Consider the following 18668-nt stretch of genomic DNA (forward strand, 5'->3'; position numbering starts at 1 on the left):
GTACTCGTTGAGATCTGCTCACAGGTCCTCATGCTCGCCATTGGGTTCTGGCGGAGGGCGGCCCGAAAACCTTGAGGTGCGGCCGAGGTAGGTGTAGGTCCAGCGGTCTTTGCCGGTGCGGTTTCGTTGGTAGCGGTCGGGGTGTCGGTAGCGGTCGCGGTTGTGGAACTGGCAGGCGGGTCCGAGGTTGGCCAGGTCGGTGGGGCCGCCTTGGGCCCAGCCGTCGGCGTGGTCGATCTGGCACATGGTGGCGGGGAGCGGGCAGCCGTCCACCCAGCAGGTGGCGTATCGGGCGATGACGGCTCGCCGCTGGGCAGGAGTGGCGAGCCGTACCTTTCGGCCCATGTCCAGCACCTGCCCCTCGGCGTCCATCACGATCCGCACCAAAGTGGAAGTGCGCGCCAGCCGGTGCACATCGCCTACCGGCAGCAGCTGCCCGGTGGCGGCCAGCAGCCCGGGAAACCACCGATCAGCCCGACGCCCGCACATGCCACACACATCATCAGCAGCCCTGCCGCCCTCTCCGGCTCGGGTAGGCGTTCCCGCAGCCCTGCCGCCCTCTCCGGCTCGGGTAGGCGTTCCCGCAGCCCTGCCGCCCTCTCCGGCTCGGGTAGGCGTTCCCGCAGTCCCGCCGCCCTCTCCGGCTCCGGTAAGCGCTCCCGCAGGCTCGGCGCATGCCGCGGATTCGGTGGATCCGGCGGGGCCGGCGGGTCCAGTACGTCCGCCGGCTTCGGTCGGCTCGGTGCCTGTGCCGGGTTCGGTGAGTGCGTTACGTCTGCCTGGTTGGGAGATCTCCGTCGTGCTGCCTCCGAACTGCGAACTGTTCGGCCGCGAGGTGGATTGTGCGTTTGATTTGCCTGGTTGGGTCGGTGAGGTTTGTGTGTCTAGTGTGTCTACTCGGGTGGGTGCGTTCGGTCTGCCTGGTTGGGTCGGTGAGGTGGGTGTTTCGGGTTGGGTAGGTCCGGTACGTCTGCCGGGTTTGGTCGGCTCGGTGCGGCTGGCGGGTCTGGTCCGCGGACCGGGATCGGTGGGCGCCTCGGATGTGAGGTCATCGGGTAGAGAGGCGGCGTTGACCAGGACCAGCAGCTCAGTGGTGATCTTCTTCTCCAGCAGAGCGATCAACGCATCGGCGTTGCGTACCCGCAGTGGACGGTCATCACCCTCAGCCCGGGGCCTGGCGTAGGCGTCCAGCAGTGTCCTCAACCGCGCGGCGGCCTCACGCGGCAGCCGAAACTCCCCCTCCACCCCACCCGTAGCGGTCGGCCGCACGATGAGAAACCGCGCCGCGTAGTCGGCGTCCGCCTCCTGTGTCACACCGTCAGGGCAGAGCACCTCCCGCAGGTAGCGGCCCGCCCTGATGACCTCCACCGGGCTCGCCTCATCGGCCAAACCCACCAGGATCGTCTCGGCCAGCTCCGCCTGCTCGTCGGTCAACGACGCGGTGGCGCCGCAGATCGCCGACACCATCCCCTCCGACAGCGTCCCGGAGGCGAACCGATCTCGGACCGTCGGCAGCCGGGCCAACTCCACCGTCAAACCGACCAGACGACCCGCTCCTGCCATGCTCATCCCGCACGCCGACCGCAACCAGGTCTTCGTCGAGGCATGCCCATAGCCCTTGACCTCACCGGCCGCGTGCACCCGCCCTACCCGCGCCGCGATCGCCGACGTCAACCGATCACGCGCGGAGACCAGATCTCCCACCTCGGCCATACAGATCGCCGCCGAATCCGGCACCGCCGCCATCGCCAACTCCTCGGCGGCCTGCCGCACACACCTCACCAACACCCACGACACCCGACCAGCCGCCCCCACTGAGCCGGCGTTGCCGGTATCGGTGGTCGCGCCATTGCCGGGAAGCGTGCCATCAGCGGCAACCGCTCCACCACTGGAACCCGCTCCACCACTGGGAACCGTGCCATTAGGGGCAACCGCTCCAACGCTGGGAAGTGTGCCATTACCGGCAACCGCACCATTACCGGCAACCGCACCATTACCGGCGACCGTGCCACTACCGGCGACCGTGCCATCTATGGGAACCGCGTCGTGGCCGGGAACCGGATTGCCATCGGCCTCCGCGCTGTCACGCGGATCCCGCGTATGAGAACCCCTTACATGCGGATGCGGCTCGTGCGGAATCGGATCACGGGGATCGGAGGAATGGGCGTAATCCGGCGGATCGATGTCGCGGGCGGCCGAACCGTCGCCGGAACACCCTGAGGAACGCGCGACGATCGCCGCCCACCAGTCCCGGCCGAGCACATCCCGAGCCGGTGGCCGTGACCGGCTGAACATCGAAGTGTCGGCCACGTCCGCCCCCATTCCTCCAGCAATTCGAAAGCCTGTACGAATGATTTCACGTGGCCCGCGTTGATCGCAATCCGAATTTCGTCAGCAATAAATGCCCGGAATGAGGAAAGAGATCCCATTGTCGCGAGCATGTTAATAGTCGAAAATTGGCGATATCCGGCGAAGGTGACTTATACTGCGCTCGATCCTGGCGGTGGCGGTGATGATGTACACGCGACGCGAGCGTGCCCGCCATGTGCACTGGCGTGAGGCTTCTACGTGTTCCCGCCGGCGGTAAGCAGCCCGTATGTTGCGACCGGTTCGACGCTCGTGCCGGGCTGATCCTCGCCCCGGCGTCCCTTCACCGGCCGGAGGCGCCCACGTTCATGGCCGGGGCATGCCGTACCAGCGCCATGAGGTGAGGCGTGGATGCCCAGGCAGTTCCGTGCGGCCGGTGGCCCACAGCAGGGTGGGCCAGGGCTCGGTGTCACGCGGGGCGTCCGGGAACAGGCGGGCGAGCACGCGCGAGCAGAGATCGGCGGGCGGAGTCCAGGTGAGGCCGAGCCCTTCGGTGAGGTCGTAGGTGTGCACGAGGGTCTCCACGATGCCCATCGCGGCGAAGCCCTCAGGGTCCGACATGCCGAAGACGTGGTGAGAACGCACCTGAGACGGCGTCGTCCGCGCCATGGCGACCAGGAGCGCGCCGCTGGCCTCCAGCACCTGCAACAGCCCGGTGGGCCCTGCCGCGCGGTCCGCGTGGATGGCGTTCGCCGGGCCGCCGGGTCTCCGGCTTTCCCACACGAAGGGCACGTTGCCGTCCAGAGGCGGGGTCCGAGGCCCGAGCTGGGCGGCGTACGCGAACAGGTCATCGCTGAGATGCTCGACGGTCTCCCAGCAGTCCCACTCCAGCGAGCCGGCCTTACGCTCCCAGGCAGCCGCGGGCGCCTCTCGAAGGACGGCCACGGAGAGTTGCACGGCGAGGTCGAGATCGTCCGCCGTGACCGGTGACGGGGATGATTCGGTTCCGGCTGAATCTGATCCTGACATGGGAGGACCGTACCGCGAGTGATGAAAGCCCTTCGCGTAGGCGGAGGTCACGCCGGGTGAGTCATCGGACGATCGCAAGGAGGGTGGTCGCGGCCGAGGTCAGGCCGCGGTCGCCGTGCATGCTCGAGCGTCGGCGTGCCTCCTCGACGGTGATTCCCCGGCTGGCCAGACGCCAGAGCACATCCTGATCCATCGTGACCCGCGCGACGGAATCGCCGGCCGCGTCGCCCGAAGCCACGTGCCATCGGTCGGCGCGTCGTGTGGCGAGCCAGACACCCCCCGCTGGACCGGTGACCTCGAATCGCATGCTCGTATCCTCCGGGTGGATCTCGGCCCGCAGAGCGTGGGGCAGCGCGCGCAGGAAGGTGTCGATGACGGGGCCCAGCAGATCGGGGTCATCGGCGCCCGGGCGGGAGACGGCATCGCGTATCTGCTGCTGGTGAACCCAGAACTCCGTGTATTCGCGGGCGATGTCGAGCCACGCGGGACTCGGAAGGTCGGTGGCGGCCCAGGAGACATTCAGGCCCGCGGGGGTGTCCAGGCTATGGACCGACCACATGGCGTCGAGCTTGGGGCCCAGGTGGGCCAGCAGATCGATCATCACCTGCGGGCTGCATTGACGGGTCGCCCGGACGAACTCCTCATTGACCCGGGCCAGATAGGCGGGCAACGTCTCATCCTCGGCGAAAACGGCGCCGTCGTACCCGTCTCGGCCTCCTGAGAGCCGGCGTAGGTAGTCGTCGAGAACGTGTCCGACGACGTCATGAACATCCCAGCCCGGACAGACCGTCGGCCGGGCCCAATCCTGCGGATCCAGTGATCCGAGCAGGTCGAGCAGGGCGCGACGTTCACGTGGGAACAGAGGCCGGGTGTCGACCGCCGGACCGAAGATCGTCATGCCGCGACAGTAAACCGCCTCGGCCCGACACATGGCCACAGGTTTTCGGCGAACGACACCGGAACCCGCCGAGGCCCTTGAGGATAAGGACCCTCCCGTCGCACAGGTAAGGGAAGTGGCCATGCAGGATGACGTCCACCGATACAACAAGGAGCGTTGGGAGGCGCTTGCCGAGGTGAATGCCCTGTTCACGCGCCCGATGCTCGAACTGGACGTGGAGTCGGCTCTGGAATTGGCCGGTACCACCTGATGTGCGCCAACCCGTTCTTCTCCGGGCTCACCCATGACTCCTGGAACGGGGAAGGCCATACGCTGAAGCACGTTCGGCCCCTCCGATGATCCCTCGGCCGCGTTTCAGGTGTTCGACAGCACGCCGACGAGCTTGACGGCGAACGGCTCGGCGTGCGAGCCGAAGCCGCCGTGGTCGCCGGGGAACACCACCGGCTCGACTTTCAGCTCTTCGGCCAGGGCGAGGGTGGCCCGGTGCGGTGGCTCGCCTTCCGACGCGCCGCCCACCGCCGGCATCACCCGGACCCCGGACGAGGAGAGCGCGGCGACGTCGAGGACGTGCCCGGCGAACGGCGGCACCTCGTAGCCGATGAAGAACTCCATGTTCTTCCCCATGCGCGCCATCATCGCCATCATCTCCGGGTCCGGTTCCGGCATGTGCTGCCCCTGGTCGGAGGGAGCGTCGTCGCCGTCCTCCTCCGCCGGCTCGCCGCCGGTCATCTCCATCGCGGTGGTGAAGACCTGCATCGCGGTCCCGGCGCCCTCCTTGAGGAAGGCGTCCGCCACGTCCTGGATGACGGCGCGCCAGTGGTCGCGGTCGGGCAGCAGGTCGAACACGGGCGGCTCGTGGGCGACCAGGGTGCGCACCTGTTCGGGGTGCCGGACGGCCAGTTCCAGGCCGATCATGGCGCCGGAGCTGTTGCCGAAGACATAGGCGGGAGCCTCGCCCGTGACGCCCACGGCCGACAGCACCAGGTGCGCGTCGTCGGCGTGGACCGCGATGCTCTGGTGCTCCGGCGGCCCGTCCAGTGGGCTGCGCGAGTTGCCGCGCCGGTCGTAGGTCACCACGGTGTACCGGTCGGCGAGCCGCTGGGCCAGGCCCGCGTACCCGGCGGCGTCGTAGATCCCGCCGCAGATCAGCAGCAGGACGGGGCCTGAGCCGCGGACCTCGTAGTACAGGGTCGCGCCGGGCGCCTTCAGGGTGTTGGTCTTCGTGGGTTCCATGGTCGTTCTTCCTTGAGGCTCGTTGTCCGTGTCCATCTGGCCGGTCTATAAGAGGGTCGGAGCCGCGGCCGCGTTCTCGACATCTCACCCGGAAACCACACGGCCATGCTGGACCAGCTCGTCGCCTGGAGCACCGCCCTCGCCCCGTCGCGGCCTTCCCTGCGCCCATGAGGCAGGCGCCCGTCCTCGGACGTATGACGATGGCGCGCTTACCAGTCAGATCGAGGCCGTCCAATCGCTCGCCTGCTCGCCCAGGCCGAGGCCGGGGCCGGCTCCGACGATGGCGGGTGGGCATGGACGGTGCTAACAGGCCGGTCCCTCGCGGCGACGCGAGGGGCCCGGCCTGTAGGGGTGTCTCTAGCGAAGGGTGTCTCTAGCGAAGGGCGGCTCGCTTGTCCATTGCCACCACGGCGATCCACGCCATCGCGGTGATCGCGCCGACGGCCAAGGTCAGGGAGCCGGCGCGCCCGCCCGTCATCGCCCAGCCGTCGCCGAAGGCGAAGATCAGGCCGCTGAGCCGGGAGGCGGTGGCGAAGCCGGGACGGCCGGCGCGGGAGTAGTGGCGGCCGAGGACGAAGCAGGCGGCGATGAGCGCGGTGAAGGCGATGGACCCGCAGACCATGTGCATGAGGGCGTGCCAGCTCATCGAGGTCCCCTGGCCGAGCGGGGTGCCCACGGGGAAGCCGTCGCCCGGGTCCATGACGAAGACTCCCGCGGCGGCCATCGCGACGCCGTTGACCAAGACCAGCCGGGGCGCCCACGTACCGCCCGGCGTGCCGCGCAGGACGCGGCGCAGGCCGATCGCGCCGGCGATCGTGAGGGCGCCGCTGATGAGGAAGTTGGAGATCTGCAGCCAGCCGAGGTCGCCGGTGCTCAGCATGCTCAGCGGGTGGCGGAGGAGGTCGAACCCCTCACGGGTGAAGGCCTGCGTCAGGGACACGACCGAGAAGAGGACGGCCGAGCCGGCGGAGCAGGCGAGCAGGGCGCGCGTCGCGGGGGTGGCGGTGGTGGGGACGACGATGCCGGACTGGACGGCGGTCATGGCTGTTTCCTTTCGGATGTGACGGGGGTCATCGCCGGGAGCGATCCGCGACGGCCCGACGGGGTTCGTCGCTCGTATCCGATCCGCTCTCAGGTGACGGGGGTCCGTCGCTGGTACTCGATCCGCCGGTCGGCCCGGCTCGCTGACGCGTCGAACGGGGAGGGCGATATTCGACGGCGTCACGTCATCACACCCCTGGACCACTCCTGTACTGGGAGAACGTGACTTCGATCGCATTCCCTGTCACATCGCATTCCCTGTCACATATGCTCGCGACCTGGGCAGATGGCGCGGTGTCGATTCCCGCCACCTCCGATCGACGCGTGGCCAGAGATCGGCGAAGATCGGTCATCCAGCACAAAGGAGATACGGATATGCGATTCCTCATGACGACCAAGGCCGGCGTCGCAGCCCCGGACGAGCGGGTCCACGTCGAGATGGCGGCGTTCGTCGAGGAGATGATGCGGGCAGGGGTGGTGCTGGCGACCGGCGGGCTGGACCCGGCGGGCACCCACATCTCGGCCTCCGGCGGGGAGATCACCGTCACCGACGGGCCGTTCACCGAGGCGAAGGAGGCGATCGTCAGCTTCGCGCTCGTCGAGGTGCGCTCGAAGGAGGAGGCCATCGAGATCTCCCGGCGCTTCTGGAAGATCGTCGGTGACGGCGAGGGCGACATCCAGCAGGTCTACGGTCCGGAGGACTGATCGGCCACGTGACATCCCAGGATGCCCACCGCGCGGTCGACGCGGTCTGGCGGATGGAGTCGGCGAGAGTCGTCGCCGGCCTCGTCCGGATGGTGGGCGATGTGGGGCTGGCCGAGGAGCTCGCGCAGGACGCGCTCCTCGCGGCCCTCGAACAGTGGCCCGAGTCAGGCGTGCCGGACAATCCGGGCGCCTGGCTCATGGCCGTCGCCAAGCGTCGCGGCATCGACCACCTCCGGCGCGACGAGCGGCTCGACCGCAGGCACGAGCAGCTCGCCCACGAGCTCACCACGTGGGAGGACACCGCCGAGGCGGACGTCGACGCGGCCCTCGACGGTGAGGTGGGCGACGATGTCCTGCGCCTGATGTTCGTCTCCTGCCATCCGGCGCTGTCCACCGAGTCCCGGGTGGCGCTCACGCTGCGGCTGCTCGGCGGACTGCGCACCGAGGAGATCGCGCGCGCGTTCCTCGTCTCGGAACAGGCCATCGCGCAGCGCGTCGTCCGGGCCAAACGCACCCTCGCGACCCTCCAGGTCCCCTTCGAGGTCCCCGAAGGGCCGGAACGCGCGGCGCGCCTGTCGTCGGTGCTCGAGGTCATCTACCTGGTGTTCAACGAGGGGTACGCGGCGACCGCCGGCGACGGGTGGATGCGCAAGGACCTTTGTTACGAAGCGCTGCGCCTGGGCCGGCTGCTCGCCGGACTCGCGCCCGGCGAGGCCGAGGTGCACGGCCTGGTCGCGCTGATGGAGCTCCAGACCTCGCGGCTGGCCGCCCGGACAGGCCCGTCGGGGGAGCCCATCGCGCTGCACGAGCAGAACCGCGGACGCTGGGACCCGCTCCACATCCGCCGCGGGTTCGAGGCGCTGCTCCGCGCGAGGGGGGCCGGTGGGCCCCTCGGGCCGTACGTGCTGCAGGCCGCCATCGCCGTCTGCCACGCGCAGGCCCGCACGGCCGAGCAGACCGACTGGGCGCAGATCGTCGCCCTCTACGAGCTGCTCGCCCGGGTGCTGCCCACGCCGGTCGTCCAGCTCAACCGCGCGGTCGCGCTGGCCATGGCGCACGGCCCCGAGGCGGGGCTGGCACTCGCCGACACGCTCGTCACCGAACCGGCGCTCAAGGGCTACCACCGCCTGCCGAGCGTGCGCGGCGACCTGCTGGCCCGGCTCGGCCGCCACGACGAGGCCCGGCGGGAGTTCGAACGCGCCGCGGACCTCACCCTGAACCTGCCCGAACGCGCGATCCTCCTCGAACGCGCCGCGGCCTGCGCCGACACCGCCGAAGCCACACCGGGGACGGCCGTCACCCTGGCCGAGGCCGCGAGCGCCTTCCTCGCCCGGGACGACCTGGACGCCGCGACCGTCCGCTCCTACGGCCAGACCATGAGCCGGCTGCGCCGCGGCCTCGGCGACGACGCCCCGCTGGTGGAGGTGACCGCCACGCAGGTCGCCGAGGCCTTCACCGCCGCCTGGGGGAGCGCCGCCGCCGCGACGTGGAACCGGCACCGCGGCGCCGTCCGCTCCTTCTCAACCTGGGCCGCCGCCCAGGGACGTCCGACCGGTGACCTGGCCGCCGGGATCGATCGCCGGTTCGAGCCCCGGGGACGCACCCGCCCCGTCGACCCGACGCGGGTCCAGGAGCTGTGGGAACGGCCGGACATCGCCCTGCGCGAGCGCGCCCTGTGGCTGCTGCTCTACGAGAGCGCCGCCGGCGTCGGGGCGGCGCTCGCGCTCAACGTCGAGGACCTGGACCTGGCCGGGATGCGAGGAAGGGTGGCCGCCGGGCGGCAGAGGGTCGACACGGGACGCGGAGAGGTGAGGGCCGGGCGGCTGGGGGGCGACCGTGGGCGCGGAGAGGCGGGCGACGGGGTCCGCTGGATCCAGTGGCGGTCCGGCACCGCCGAGCTGATCCCCCAACTCATCGCGGGCCGCCGCCGCGGCCCGCTGTTCCTGTCGGACCGCAGGCCCGGCCCCGGCCGGCCGCCGGCCCCCGGCGACCTGTGCCCCGAGACCGGCCGCCGCAGGCTGTCCTACGAACGGGCCGAGTACCTGTTCAAGCAGGCCACCGGCCACACCCTCGACCAGCTCCGGGCCAGGTAGGGGCGGCAGCCCGGCCCGCGAGCAGCGGATCGCGGGACGTGCGACGCGAACGGTCGCGGTCCGGCGCGTCAGGTGAGGTAGTGGAAGCCGGGCTTGGGATGCATGAGGAAGTCGTGGTGGGAGATGGTCCAGGCGTAGGCGCCGGCCAGGCCGAAGGCCACGACGTCGCCCACGTTCACCGACATCGGCACCCTGCGCGCGAAGACGTCCCTGGGAGTGCACAGCTGGCCGACGACGGTGACCGGCTCATCGTCCACGCCCGTGCCGGCACGCCCGGCCGGCAGGACCGCGAACGGCTGGTCGTGGCCCTTGGCCACCGGGGTGCGCAGGTGGTGGGTGCCGCCGGTGACCACGGCGAACACCTCGCCGTGCACCCGCTTCACGTCGATCACCCGGGTCAGGTACCAGCCGCAGTACGCCGCGAGCGCCCGGCCGGGCTCGACGCGCAGGGTCTCGCCGGAGTCGCGGAGGCAGGCGAGGCCCCGCCCGTAGGCCTCCCAGTCGAACCGCTCCTCGGGGTCGCGGTACGACACGGCCATGCCGCCGCCGAGGTTGACCTCCGTGGCCGCGAGGTCGCGGCTGAAGGCGAGCACGGCCTTGGCCAGTTCGAGCAGCTCGGCGGCGTGCAGGCCGCTGGCCAGGTGCGCGTGGACCCCTCGCAACCGCACCCTGTTCTGGCCGTGTACCAGTGCGAGGCATTCGCGGACGCCGTCGGGGTCCATGCCGAACGGGGTCGCGCCGCCGCCCATCGCCAGCGACGCGCCTTCGACGGGGACGGCGAGGTTCACTCGCAGCAGCGCGTCGACCGGCCCGCCGACGTCGATGAGGCGGCGCAGCTCGCCGGGGCTCTCGACGTGCATGCGGTGGACGTCCAGGGCCAGCTCGGCGTCGGTCTTGCCGGGGCCGCCGAGCGCGAGCCGGGCGTCGGGCAGGACGGAGCGCACGTGGGCCACCTCGCCGCTGGAGGACACCTCGAACCCGTCCGCGTACGGGGCCAGCGTGTGCAGCAGCGCGGGGTCGGGGTTGGCCTTGACCGCGTAGTACAGCTCGATGCCCGGCAGGGCCCGCCGTACCGTGGCGGCGTGCCGGTCGAGCGCCGCGAGGTCGTACACGTACGCGGGGAGGGCGTCGGCGAGGCGTACGGCGCGCTCGCGCACGCTTTCCGGGATGTTCATCGGCGTACCCCCGCGAAGGGGTTCGCCACGGCGACGTAGCCGGCGTGGCGGTCGGCCGAGCGGGCCCACCGGGTAGCGAGGTTGGCCTTGGCCGGCAGGGGAGCCCCGGCCAGCAGATCGCGCAGGGGGAGGGGCCGCGCGTGCTCGCCGGCGTACCGGGCGACGCGTGCCCTGGCGTCCGCCCACAGCTCGCGGAGGAGCTCGTCTCGGGCGTGCGGCGCCGCCGACCCGGCGACCGTGGCGGCGATCTCGGGAAGATGGTTCACCATGATGCAGTAGACCACGCGGGTCCAGCCGCGCGTGGCGTCATAGGTCGTCGCCTTGGTGACCGGATCCGGAAGGCCGGAGATGTCGTGCCGCCCGGCGACCAGCTTCGTGCCTTCCAAGTCCCGAAATATGGCTTCAACCGGCATGCCTTCGGAGCCGATTCCCACGAGAACGTTCTGCAGATGGGGCTCCAGCACCACGCCGTGCCGGAAATAGGCGTCGAAGACCGGGAGCGCCACCCGCTCGACGTACGCACCCCACCAGCGCACCGGATCCCGCCGCAGAGCCCCCACCGCACCCGCGAGCGACTCCGCCGCCACGTCACCCACGAAGGCGCCGCCGCTCGCGTGCGGAACGCCATCCGCGTGGCCCATGCCGTTCAGGCGCGCTCCGCCGTCGGGCTGCGCTCCGCTGTTCGGGTGCGTTCCGTTGTTGGGCTGCGCCCCGCCGTACGTTCCGTTGTTGGGCTGCGCCCCGCCGTACGGGTGCGTTCCGTTGTTGGGCTGCGCCCCGCCGTTCCGGTGCGTGTCGCTGTTCGGGTACGCGCCACCGTTGGGCCACGCGCCGACGTCGGTGGTCTCGCGGAGGGCGGCCAGCGCACCGGCCAGCACAGGAGTGACCTGCGGGCCGGTGACCTCCCAAGGGCTGGACCGGACGATCACGCCGAGCCCTTCGAGGAGGCGCGTGCCGAGCGCCGCCGAGCGGTACCCCGGCTCGGGCAGCCAGCGGGTCCCGGGGAAGCGCCGCGACAGGTCCGCGAACACCGGCTCCAGCCTGCCGCTCAGCTCGACGGCCGAGGCCAGCTCGTACCAGGCGTTCTTCCGCAGGCAGTTGGTGATCCGCACATCGAGGCTGAACTTCAGGCACTTGCCGATCGCCGGCTCGTACACCGTGCGCACCGACGAGGTGGGGATCGCCGGGTGCGGACCGTACCCGAGATCCACGAGCCGGCCGTCCGCGAGCGGGGCGGCCAGCTCGGCGCCGAGCAACTCGAGCTGCCAAGGGTGGGCCGGGAGCAGGGTGTACCCGGGCGGCGCCTGGCCGAGCCCGTCGATCGCCAGGGAGTCGCCGCCGGTCACGAGCAGGTCGTCGCGCACGCCGAGCAGCCGCAACGGGAACGCGGCGTGCGCCTCCGGCGCGTACCGCGCCCAGCCGGACCCGCCTCTGGCCTTGGGCGAGGGATGGAACGGATGCCCGAAGACCAGCGCCTGCTCCGAAGCCAGCCAGGGGTCCTCCGGCGGCCTCGCGACGGCCCGCTCCCGCAGCATGACCATCATCGCCGCACGACTCGCGGCCACCTGCCCGGCGAACTCCTCATTGTGCCCCACGATCGAACCGTTCTCCGCGGCCGAATCGTTCTCCGCGGTCAGGCCGTTGTCCCCGCTCGGATCGTTGTCCGTGCTCGAACCGTTGTCCGTGCTCGGATCGTTGTCCGCGGCTGAACCGTTGTTCGTGGTCGGATCGTTGTTCATGATTGAGCCGTTGTTCATGATCGGTCCGTTTTCCGTGGTCGGACCACTCGCCGTGCCTGGATCGTTTTTCGTGATCAGGCCGGTCCCGGTGACCGGGTGCGATCCGCTCTGCCCGCCCAGCTCGGCCTCGACCAGCCGGACCAGGCGGTTCACGGAGAGGGGATGCCACGAGCCGTGCCGCAGCCGCTCGGCAGGGCCGTCGAAGCGGAGGGCCAGCCCGCCGGAGGTCGGTACGCGGATCAAGGTCCCCGCCAGGCGAAGCAGCAGGTAAGGCGCGGCGGCCCACACCTGGCCGCGCGGAGCGGCCACCTCTCGTACACAGCAGCGCAGCAACGCGGCAAGGCTGGCCTCCTCCGCGACTCCCGCCCAAACCCCCTCCGCGTGGCCTGCCCAAGCCTCGTCCGCGTCGCCCACCGGGCCCTCGTCCGCGTCGCCTGCCCATCCCCCCTTCGCGTGGCCCGCCGAGATCTCCTCCGCGTCGCCGGCCCAAACCACCTCCGCTTCGCCCGGCCGGGTGTCCTCCGGGCCGTCTTGCGGGGTTCCCTTCGTGATGCGGGTGGGCAGGCCGAAGGCGGCGGAGTCGCACACGACGCCGTTCAATGGTTCGCCTCTCTGCGGGGGGTGCGGCGCAGGTAGTTCGGGCCGCTGGTGCCGTAGTGCTTGTTGATGTCGGCGGAGGCGATGCGCGAGCGGTCCACCAGGGTTCCGGCGCTCACCATGGACTTGCCGACCAGCCGGGCGGCGTCCAGCGTGCGTGCCCGCAGCAGCCGTGCCATCGGATGGCCGTCGTGCTCGGCGAGGGCGCTCTCCAGGGCTCCGGCGACGAGCTCGCCATGGCCGGCGCCGAACGCGATCGCCGCGGCGGCCAGGTGCAGGGTGATCGTCACGAACACGTCGGCCAAGGCGTGCGGGTCCCCGGTCAGCAGGCGCGGGTCGGCGAAGCCGGGTACCGCCAGACCGGCCGCGACCAGCCGGTCGGGTGAGGCGAGCAGCCCGTCGTCGTCCTTCACCAGCAACCGCATCCGCGCGCCGGACCCCGAGCGTGACTCGTCGAAGATCAGGGCGAGGTTCTGCTGGTGGGCCTCCAGGGCGATGCCGTAGGTGACGAACAGCCGGACGTTCCAGGTGAGCAGCACCCGCAGGTAGTCGGCCAGCAGCGCCGCCACGTCCCCGCCCCGGTGGCGGGCGGCCAGGTCGTCGAGTACCCGAGGCCCGCCGCCGGGCACGGGGTACGGGGCGAGCAGGGCGGCCACCGGGACGATCTCCCCAGGGGGCAGGCGGCGGACCATCCAGCCGAGGTACTCGTGCCCGGCGTGCGCGTAGGTCTGCTCGTCGGCGAGGACCACGTCGAGGTCCGGTTCCCTGCGCAGGACCTCGCGCAGCAGCAGCTCCGCCCGCGCGCCGTCGGCCAGCGTCCCCGGTTTGATGGACCGCCGGTTCCGGGCGCCCAGCGTGCTCGTGGCCAGCGGCAGCTTCAGATGCGTGCGAGCGTCCACCTCGACGGTGCGCATCGACAGGGTAGGCCGCACGACCAGGTACGGCTCGTCGAGGACCGACACCCCCGGGATCCGCCGGACGGCGGGAAGCGTCAGCGGATGCACCGGGAAGCGTACGTGCGAGGGGTCCCTGTCCGGCCGCAGGGGGAGAGCTTCCGGCCGTACGTGCCAGGGCTCCTTGTCCGGCCGCAGGAGGGGGTCTTCCGGTCGCATGTGCGGGGTGCCCGCGGAGGGCCACCAGCCGGGCAGGTCCCCGTGCATGGTGACCCGCTCGATCGGCACGGCCGCCCAGCGGAGCGCGAAGTGCGGCGCGAACTCCGGCGCGTACGCCGCCACCTCTTCCTCCGAGAGGCCGAGGCGTGCCCGCGACGTCGGATAGACGGGGTGGTCGACGAACGCGCCCAGCGTCTCGTAGGCCACCGTCCTGCCCAGCCGCACCCCGCCGCCCGGCCCGGACTCGGACTTGGACTCGGACTCCCTGTCCTCGGCATCCTCCACCGGTGCGGAACTCGGATGCCCGGTCTGAGCGGACTTCTCCCATGGCGGAGGCGAGGTGGGGGTGCGGAGCGCGTGGCGCAGGCGGGTGAGGACGTCCGGCCGGTGGGTCTCGTGCAGGTCGTACGCGCGCAGCGCCGCGTGGCACTCCTCGGCGAAGGCGGCCACCCCTGCGGCGTCCCCGGGAGCGGCGACGCGGGTCAGCGCCTCGACCACCTCGTCAAGGGTCAGCGACTCGTCCGGAGCGACCACGAAGTCCTGGTACAGGCGGCCGGGCGCCAGCCGTACCCGCCGTCCGGAGGGCAGGGCGAGCCGCACGCCGTCCTTGGTGCGGGTCATGCGGGATGCCAGGCCGCCGTAGTCCTCGCGGAGCAGGGTGTCCAGCACGCGTGCGGCCAGGTATGGCTCCCAAGCGCGACCGTCCCCTTCCCCGGCAGCAGCCTCGTGTTCCGGAACGGCGGCGGCATTCTGCTCCGAAACGGCGGAAGCCTCGTGTTCCGAAGAGACCACAGCCTCGCAGCCTGAAGCGACCACAGCCTCGCGGTCCGAAGCCCTCGCGGCCTCGCAATCCGTCGCGGCCGCGGCTTCGCGGTTCGCGGCGGTGGCCCGGCGTTTCGGGGCCGTGCCGGGAGGGCTGTCGCACTCGGCGGCCGCGGGGGTCATTCGATCACCCATGGCGCACGGGCGCGGAAGGCCTCGATCGCTCGGTCGACGGCGTCCTGGCCAGGGCCGGTCGCGCGGATGACGCCCAGGTAGTCGCGGTTGGTGTGGGTGAGCTCGACGGTGTCGCCGGGCGAGCGCAGCGGCCGGTGGCGGAGCCGTACGCCGGCGATCGTCTCCTCGGTGTCCCCTGGGGCCTCCTTGACGAGTCCGGACCGGTCGGCGACGAGGCTCACCGCCGCGCCGTGGCCGGACACGGGCGGGGGTGCCGTCGCGGGTTCGCCGAGATGGACCCGGAGGATCCATTCGAACAGCGGCACCCCGAGCAGTTCGGCGAGCAGGAAGTCGCAGCCGTCACCGATGAGCCGGTAGTTGACCTCCACGATGCGCGGTCCTCGCGCGGTGAGGACGTACTCGGTGTGGCAGGCCCCGAAGCCGACCCCGATCGCGCCGAGAGCGCGCAGGACGTGCTCGTGCGGCGCGGGGTCCGAAGAGCGCGCGACGTGTTCATGCGGCACGGAGTCCGCTGCCTGTACGTGCTCGTGCGGCACAGGGCTCCAGGAGCGCCCGACGTGCTCGTGCGGTGGGGGATCCCAGTCGAGCCGTTCTTCCACGAAGTGCGGAAGCGGGCCGAGGGTGGTGCGGAAGCCGCCCAGGACGTGCAGGGTGCGGCCGTCGCCCAGGGTTTCGAGGGTGTGCAGCGGCCCTTCGAGGTACTCCTCGGCGACGAGGGTCGCGCCGGGGCGCCGTTCCCGGATGCCGGTGACGGCCGTGGCAAGCTCGCGGTCGTCGCGGGCGAGGATGACGTCCTCGCTGGCGACCCCTTCGCGCGGTTTGACCACGACCGGGTACGGCAGGTCGCCGGGCAGCGATTGGCCGGGCGCGAGCCGCGCGGACCGTACCTCCTCGACTCCGGCGGCGGCGAGCCTGTGCCGGGTGAGCGCCTTGTTCTTGGCGGTCAGGCAGGCACGCCAGTCCTTTCCCGGCACCCCGAAGTAGCCGGCGGCCAGGGCGGTCTCCGGCTGTACATGGTCGGAGTTGGAGAAGATCGCGTCGGGGCGGTGGTGGCGCGCGATGGTGTCGACGATCGAGCGCGTGTCCCGGACGTCGGTCCGCAGCACCTCCACGGCCTCGCCGGTGTAACGCTCCGGCTGGTCGGTGAGGAGCGTCACCTCGCAGCCCAGGGCATGGGCCGCGGGGAGGAAGCCGTCGGTGACCGCTTCGGTCGGATTGAGCGCGGTGAGGTACAGCCGCACGCAGGGCACCCCCGAGACAGGTAAGGCTAACCTAACTCGCCGAATCCTAGCTGTACGGAGATCAGCGCGCTGCCGGACATGCAAATCACACGGAATGTCCGTGTTGTCGGTTTGCGTTAGGGCTTTCGGACGGTCATCCGCGGCGGCATTAGGATGGACAATCTGCTGGGAGGGGAGACGCACGTGGGGGAGATCTCGCAAGGTGAGCGGTTGCTCGGGCCCTTGCTCCTGGCGCGGGGAGGAGTCGACAGGTCTGGCGTTCACCGCAATGACGAGGCCTGGCTGAAGTCCGCCTGGGCCGATCCCGCCACCCGCGTCCTGCTCATCAACGACGGAAACACGCTGGTCCGCCGCGAGAACGGCACGGCCGAACTCGTGTTCCTCGCGCCCCACCAGGCTCCGGCGGGCGAGCGCTACCTGCTCGGCGTCGATCCCGAAGGGGTCGCCTACTTCGCCGTCGCCGTCGAGGCGCCGCTGCCCTTGCCCGCCCCGCTGCCGCTGCCCGAGGGCACGGAGGTGGCCGAGGCGATCCAGGACGTCCCCGACTGGGCCGACGTCGCCACGGAGGGGCTGCGCAAGGCCGGGGCCGCGCTCGGAGATCGCGACGCCGGGCTGCTGGTCAACGCGGTCGCCCTGGAGGCCTGGCACGCGACCCATGACCACTGCCCGAGGTGCGGCAGCGAGACGAACATCGTCGCCGGCGGTCACATGCGGGTCTGTCCCGTGGACGACAGCCAGCACTTCCCCCGGGTCGATCCCGCCGTCATCATGCTGGTCCACGACGGGGACGACCGCTGCCTGCTCGCCCGGGGTCCCCAGTGGCCCGAGGGCCGGTTCTCGGTCCTCGCGGGGTTCGTCGAGCCAGGCGAGTCGCTGGAGCAGGCCGTCGCGCGGGAGGTCTTCGAGGAGGTCGGCGTCACGGTCGCCGAGCCTCGCTATCTAGGCAGCCAGCCGTGGCCCTTCCCGCGCAGCCTGATGCTCGGGTTCTTCGCCAAGGCCACCTCCACGAGGATCACCTGTGATCCCGAGGAGATCGCCGAGGCGGTCTGGCTGACCCGCGCCGAGCTGGGCGCCGCCGTGGAGAACGGCGACATCCGGCTGCCGCCCGGGGTCTCGATCGCCCGCCGCCTCATCGAGACCTGGTACGGCTCCTACCTCCCCGGCGACTGGTGACCTCGGGGCCTCGCCGCTGATCCGGACCGACCCGCGCCACCCTTGTAACGACGACCGGCGACCGGGGAGACCCCGATCGCCGGTGGACCGCCGCGTCGTCGTCGTGTCAGGCCTGGGCCTTCGCCAGCAGACCCTTCAGCTGGATGACCGACGGGTTGGTCAGGGTGGTCCCGTCTTCGAGGACCACTGTGGGGACGACCTGGTTCCCGCCGTTGACGCTCATCACGAACTTCGCCGCGTCGGGGTTGGCCTCGATGTCGATCTCCTCGTAGGAGATGCCTTCCCGCGTCAGCTGGCCCTTGAGTCTCTTGCACGGGCCGCACCAGCTGGTGGTGTACACCTTGAGCGCCATAGCGTGATTTATCCCTTCACGTCCTCCGACCGGCCTTGGCACTAGCCGACAACACTGTGAACATCGCTCGTGTTCCCGGGCGATGGGACGTCAGTGAGTGTTCCCGGGCGGATCGGACGTCAGTGGGTGTTCACCTTGCGCAGGGACGGCATCTGGCTGGACGTCGTCTGGGGCGTGCCGGTCTTGGCCGGAGCAGCGAGCTTGCCGGCGACCCACTCGCGGACGCCATCGGCCACACCGGGCTCGCGGTAGAGCGGCGAGCTGTGGAAGTACCCCGGCACGACCCGGATGTTCATGGCCACGCCCACCTGGTTGAGCTGCTCCTTCAGCAGCTCGCTCTGGTAGGCCGGCACGAACTCGTCCTTGGAGTGCACGGTCAGCACGGGCGCGTCGTGGGCGCTGGCATGCCAGGGCACCTCCATGCTCGACCAGACCTTCGCGCACGCACCGGTGGGGCGGCAGCCGCCGGCCAGCGCGATGGCGGCCTGGCGGAGCTTGCGCTGGTCGTAGTCGGCGCCCTCGTCGCCGTCGGAGTAGGCGGTGAGCGGGGAGACCACCGGCGAGATGCCGACGACGCCGCGCAGCCCCGGGAGCCCGTCCTTGTAGGTGCCGACCGCGGTCGCGAGGTGCCCGCCGGCCGAGAACCCGACGACCACGTAGCGGTCGGGGTCGAAGGAGAAGAAGTCGGCGTGCCTGCGGGCCGTGGCGATGGCGGCCAGCGTGTCGGTGCGCTGCGCCGGCCAGGCGGCCTCCTGCGACAGCCGGTAGTTGATGTTGAAGACCGTGTAGCCCATCTCGGCGTACGAGCGGCTGACCTCGGTCATGTACTTCTTGTCACCGCTGTTCCACCAGCCGCCGTGGATGATGAACACGCCCGGCCTGCGCCCGGCGTCCGGCTGCCACCACACGTCCATGCGCTGGCGCGCCGACTGCCGGCCGTAGGAGTAGGTGCGCACGACGGTCGAGGCCAGGACCTCCTCGGGGGAGGTGGGGGTGGGGGTGGGGGTGGGGGTCGG

General features: G+C 71.1%; 14 protein-coding genes and 2 pseudogenes. 4 read left to right on the forward strand and 12 right to left on the reverse strand.

The window, feature by feature from the left end; all coding sequences use genetic code 11:
- Positions 1 to 18: 18 nt before the first annotated feature.
- The 4 genes and pseudogenes from MYF83_RS39675 to MYF83_RS39690 form a co-directional block, all read right to left on the reverse strand.
- The gene (locus tag MYF83_RS39675) at positions 19 to 489 is read right to left on the reverse strand and encodes an HNH endonuclease signature motif containing protein (RefSeq protein ID WP_248965971.1); all 471 of its coding nucleotides are present in this window, start codon (positions 487 to 489) and stop codon (positions 19 to 21) included.
- A gap of 660 nt (positions 490 to 1149) precedes the next feature.
- Positions 1150 to 2322, reverse strand: a pseudogene (locus MYF83_RS44695) (DUF222 domain-containing protein); the annotation flags it as partial.
- Positions 2323 to 2673: 351 nt separating this feature from the next.
- On the reverse strand, positions 2674 to 3252 hold the full coding sequence (locus tag MYF83_RS39685; protein WP_248965973.1) for a maleylpyruvate isomerase N-terminal domain-containing protein: 579 nt from the start codon (positions 3250 to 3252) through the stop codon (positions 2674 to 2676).
- 145 nt (positions 3253 to 3397) lie between these two features.
- On the reverse strand, positions 3398 to 4234 hold the full coding sequence (locus MYF83_RS39690) for a maleylpyruvate isomerase family mycothiol-dependent enzyme (RefSeq protein ID WP_248965974.1): 837 nt from the start codon (positions 4232 to 4234) through the stop codon (positions 3398 to 3400).
- Between the two features lie 121 nt (positions 4235 to 4355).
- Here MYF83_RS39690 and MYF83_RS43465 point away from each other — a divergent pair, with 121 nt between their 5' ends.
- Complete coding sequence (locus MYF83_RS43465; RefSeq protein WP_279340704.1) at positions 4356 to 4484, forward strand: hypothetical protein; 129 nt, start codon at positions 4356 to 4358, stop codon at positions 4482 to 4484.
- A gap of 104 nt (positions 4485 to 4588) precedes the next feature.
- On the opposite strand, the gene MYF83_RS39695 is transcribed toward MYF83_RS43465, so the two are convergent.
- A complete protein-coding gene (locus MYF83_RS39695; protein ID WP_248965975.1) occupies positions 4589 to 5467 on the reverse strand; it encodes an alpha/beta fold hydrolase in 879 nt (292 codons plus the stop codon).
- Positions 5468 to 5840: 373 nt separating this feature from the next.
- Positions 5841 to 6509: a DUF998 domain-containing protein gene (locus MYF83_RS39700; RefSeq protein WP_248965976.1), complete on the reverse strand. Its 669-nt coding sequence runs from the start codon at positions 6507 to 6509 to the stop codon at positions 5841 to 5843.
- A gap of 374 nt (positions 6510 to 6883) precedes the next feature.
- On the opposite strand from MYF83_RS39700, the gene MYF83_RS39705 reads away from it, so the two are divergent.
- Both MYF83_RS39705 and MYF83_RS44700 read left to right on the forward strand, forming a co-directional pair.
- Entirely contained in the window at positions 6884 to 7213 is a 330-nt protein-coding gene (locus MYF83_RS39705; RefSeq protein ID WP_248965977.1) for a YciI family protein, read from the forward strand.
- Between the two features lie 8 nt (positions 7214 to 7221).
- Positions 7222 to 8481 (forward strand): annotated as a pseudogene (locus tag MYF83_RS44700) (RNA polymerase sigma factor); the annotation flags it as partial.
- An 893-nt stretch (positions 8482 to 9374) separates the two neighbouring features.
- Here MYF83_RS44700 and MYF83_RS39715 read toward each other — a convergent pair.
- From MYF83_RS39715 to MYF83_RS39730, 4 genes are all read right to left on the reverse strand, one after another.
- Complete coding sequence (locus MYF83_RS39715; RefSeq protein WP_248965979.1) at positions 9375 to 10481, reverse strand: alanine racemase; 1107 nt, start codon at positions 10479 to 10481, stop codon at positions 9375 to 9377.
- Complete coding sequence (locus tag MYF83_RS39720; RefSeq protein ID WP_248965980.1) at positions 10478 to 12820, reverse strand: IucA/IucC family protein; 2343 nt, start codon at positions 12818 to 12820, stop codon at positions 10478 to 10480. Before MYF83_RS39720 ends, MYF83_RS39715 begins: the two co-directional genes overlap by 4 nt.
- Positions 12817 to 14598 carry an IucA/IucC family protein gene (locus MYF83_RS39725; protein ID WP_248965981.1) on the reverse strand — a complete coding sequence of 594 codons (1782 nt, stop codon included), beginning with the start codon at positions 14596 to 14598 and terminating at the stop codon, positions 12817 to 12819. Before MYF83_RS39725 ends, MYF83_RS39720 begins: the two co-directional genes overlap by 4 nt.
- 272 nt (positions 14599 to 14870) lie before the next feature.
- Positions 14871 to 16127 carry an ATP-grasp domain-containing protein gene (locus MYF83_RS39730; RefSeq protein WP_248965982.1) on the reverse strand — a complete coding sequence of 419 codons (1257 nt, stop codon included), beginning with the start codon at positions 16125 to 16127 and terminating at the stop codon, positions 14871 to 14873.
- Between the two features lie 192 nt (positions 16128 to 16319).
- On the opposite strand from MYF83_RS39730, the gene nudC reads away from it, so the two are divergent.
- Positions 16320 to 17300: an NAD(+) diphosphatase gene (gene nudC, locus MYF83_RS39735; protein ID WP_248965986.1), complete on the forward strand. Its 981-nt coding sequence runs from the start codon at positions 16320 to 16322 to the stop codon at positions 17298 to 17300.
- A 106-nt stretch (positions 17301 to 17406) separates the two neighbouring features.
- Here nudC and MYF83_RS39740 read toward each other — a convergent pair whose 3' ends face one another.
- The gene (locus MYF83_RS39740) at positions 17407 to 17652 is read right to left on the reverse strand and encodes a mycoredoxin (RefSeq protein ID WP_248965983.1); all 246 of its coding nucleotides are present in this window, start codon (positions 17650 to 17652) and stop codon (positions 17407 to 17409) included.
- Positions 17653 to 17771: 119 nt separating this feature from the next.
- A partial coding sequence (locus tag MYF83_RS39745) for an alpha/beta hydrolase (RefSeq protein ID WP_248965984.1) occupies positions 17772 to 18668 on the reverse strand: 897 nt, incomplete at its 5' end.

Source organism: Sphaerisporangium perillae, assembly GCF_023276435.1.
Taxonomy (GTDB): Bacteria; Actinomycetota; Actinomycetes; order Streptosporangiales; family Streptosporangiaceae; genus Sphaerisporangium; species Sphaerisporangium perillae.

Bases quoted from the DNA above. Each gene is read 5' to 3' on its own strand.
- MYF83_RS39675 (WP_248965971.1), bottom strand. From the start codon at position 489: ATGTGCGGGCGTCGGGCTGATCGGTGGTTTCCCGGGCTGCTGGCCGCC.
- MYF83_RS39690 (WP_248965974.1), bottom strand. From the start codon at position 4,234: ATGACGATCTTCGGTCCGGCGGTCGACACCCGGCCTCTGTTCCCACGT.
- MYF83_RS43465 (WP_279340704.1), top strand. From the start codon at position 4,356: ATGCAGGATGACGTCCACCGATACAACAAGGAGCGTTGGGAGGCGCTT.
- MYF83_RS39695 (WP_248965975.1), bottom strand. From the start codon at position 5,467: ATGGAACCCACGAAGACCAACACCCTGAAGGCGCCCGGCGCGACCCTG.
- MYF83_RS39700 (WP_248965976.1), bottom strand. From the start codon at position 6,509: ATGACCGCCGTCCAGTCCGGCATCGTCGTCCCCACCACCGCCACCCCC.
- MYF83_RS39705 (WP_248965977.1), top strand. From the start codon at position 6,884: ATGCGATTCCTCATGACGACCAAGGCCGGCGTCGCAGCCCCGGACGAG.
- MYF83_RS39715 (WP_248965979.1), bottom strand. From the start codon at position 10,481: ATGAACATCCCGGAAAGCGTGCGCGAGCGCGCCGTACGCCTCGCCGAC.
- MYF83_RS39740 (WP_248965983.1), bottom strand. From the start codon at position 17,652: ATGGCGCTCAAGGTGTACACCACCAGCTGGTGCGGCCCGTGCAAGAGA.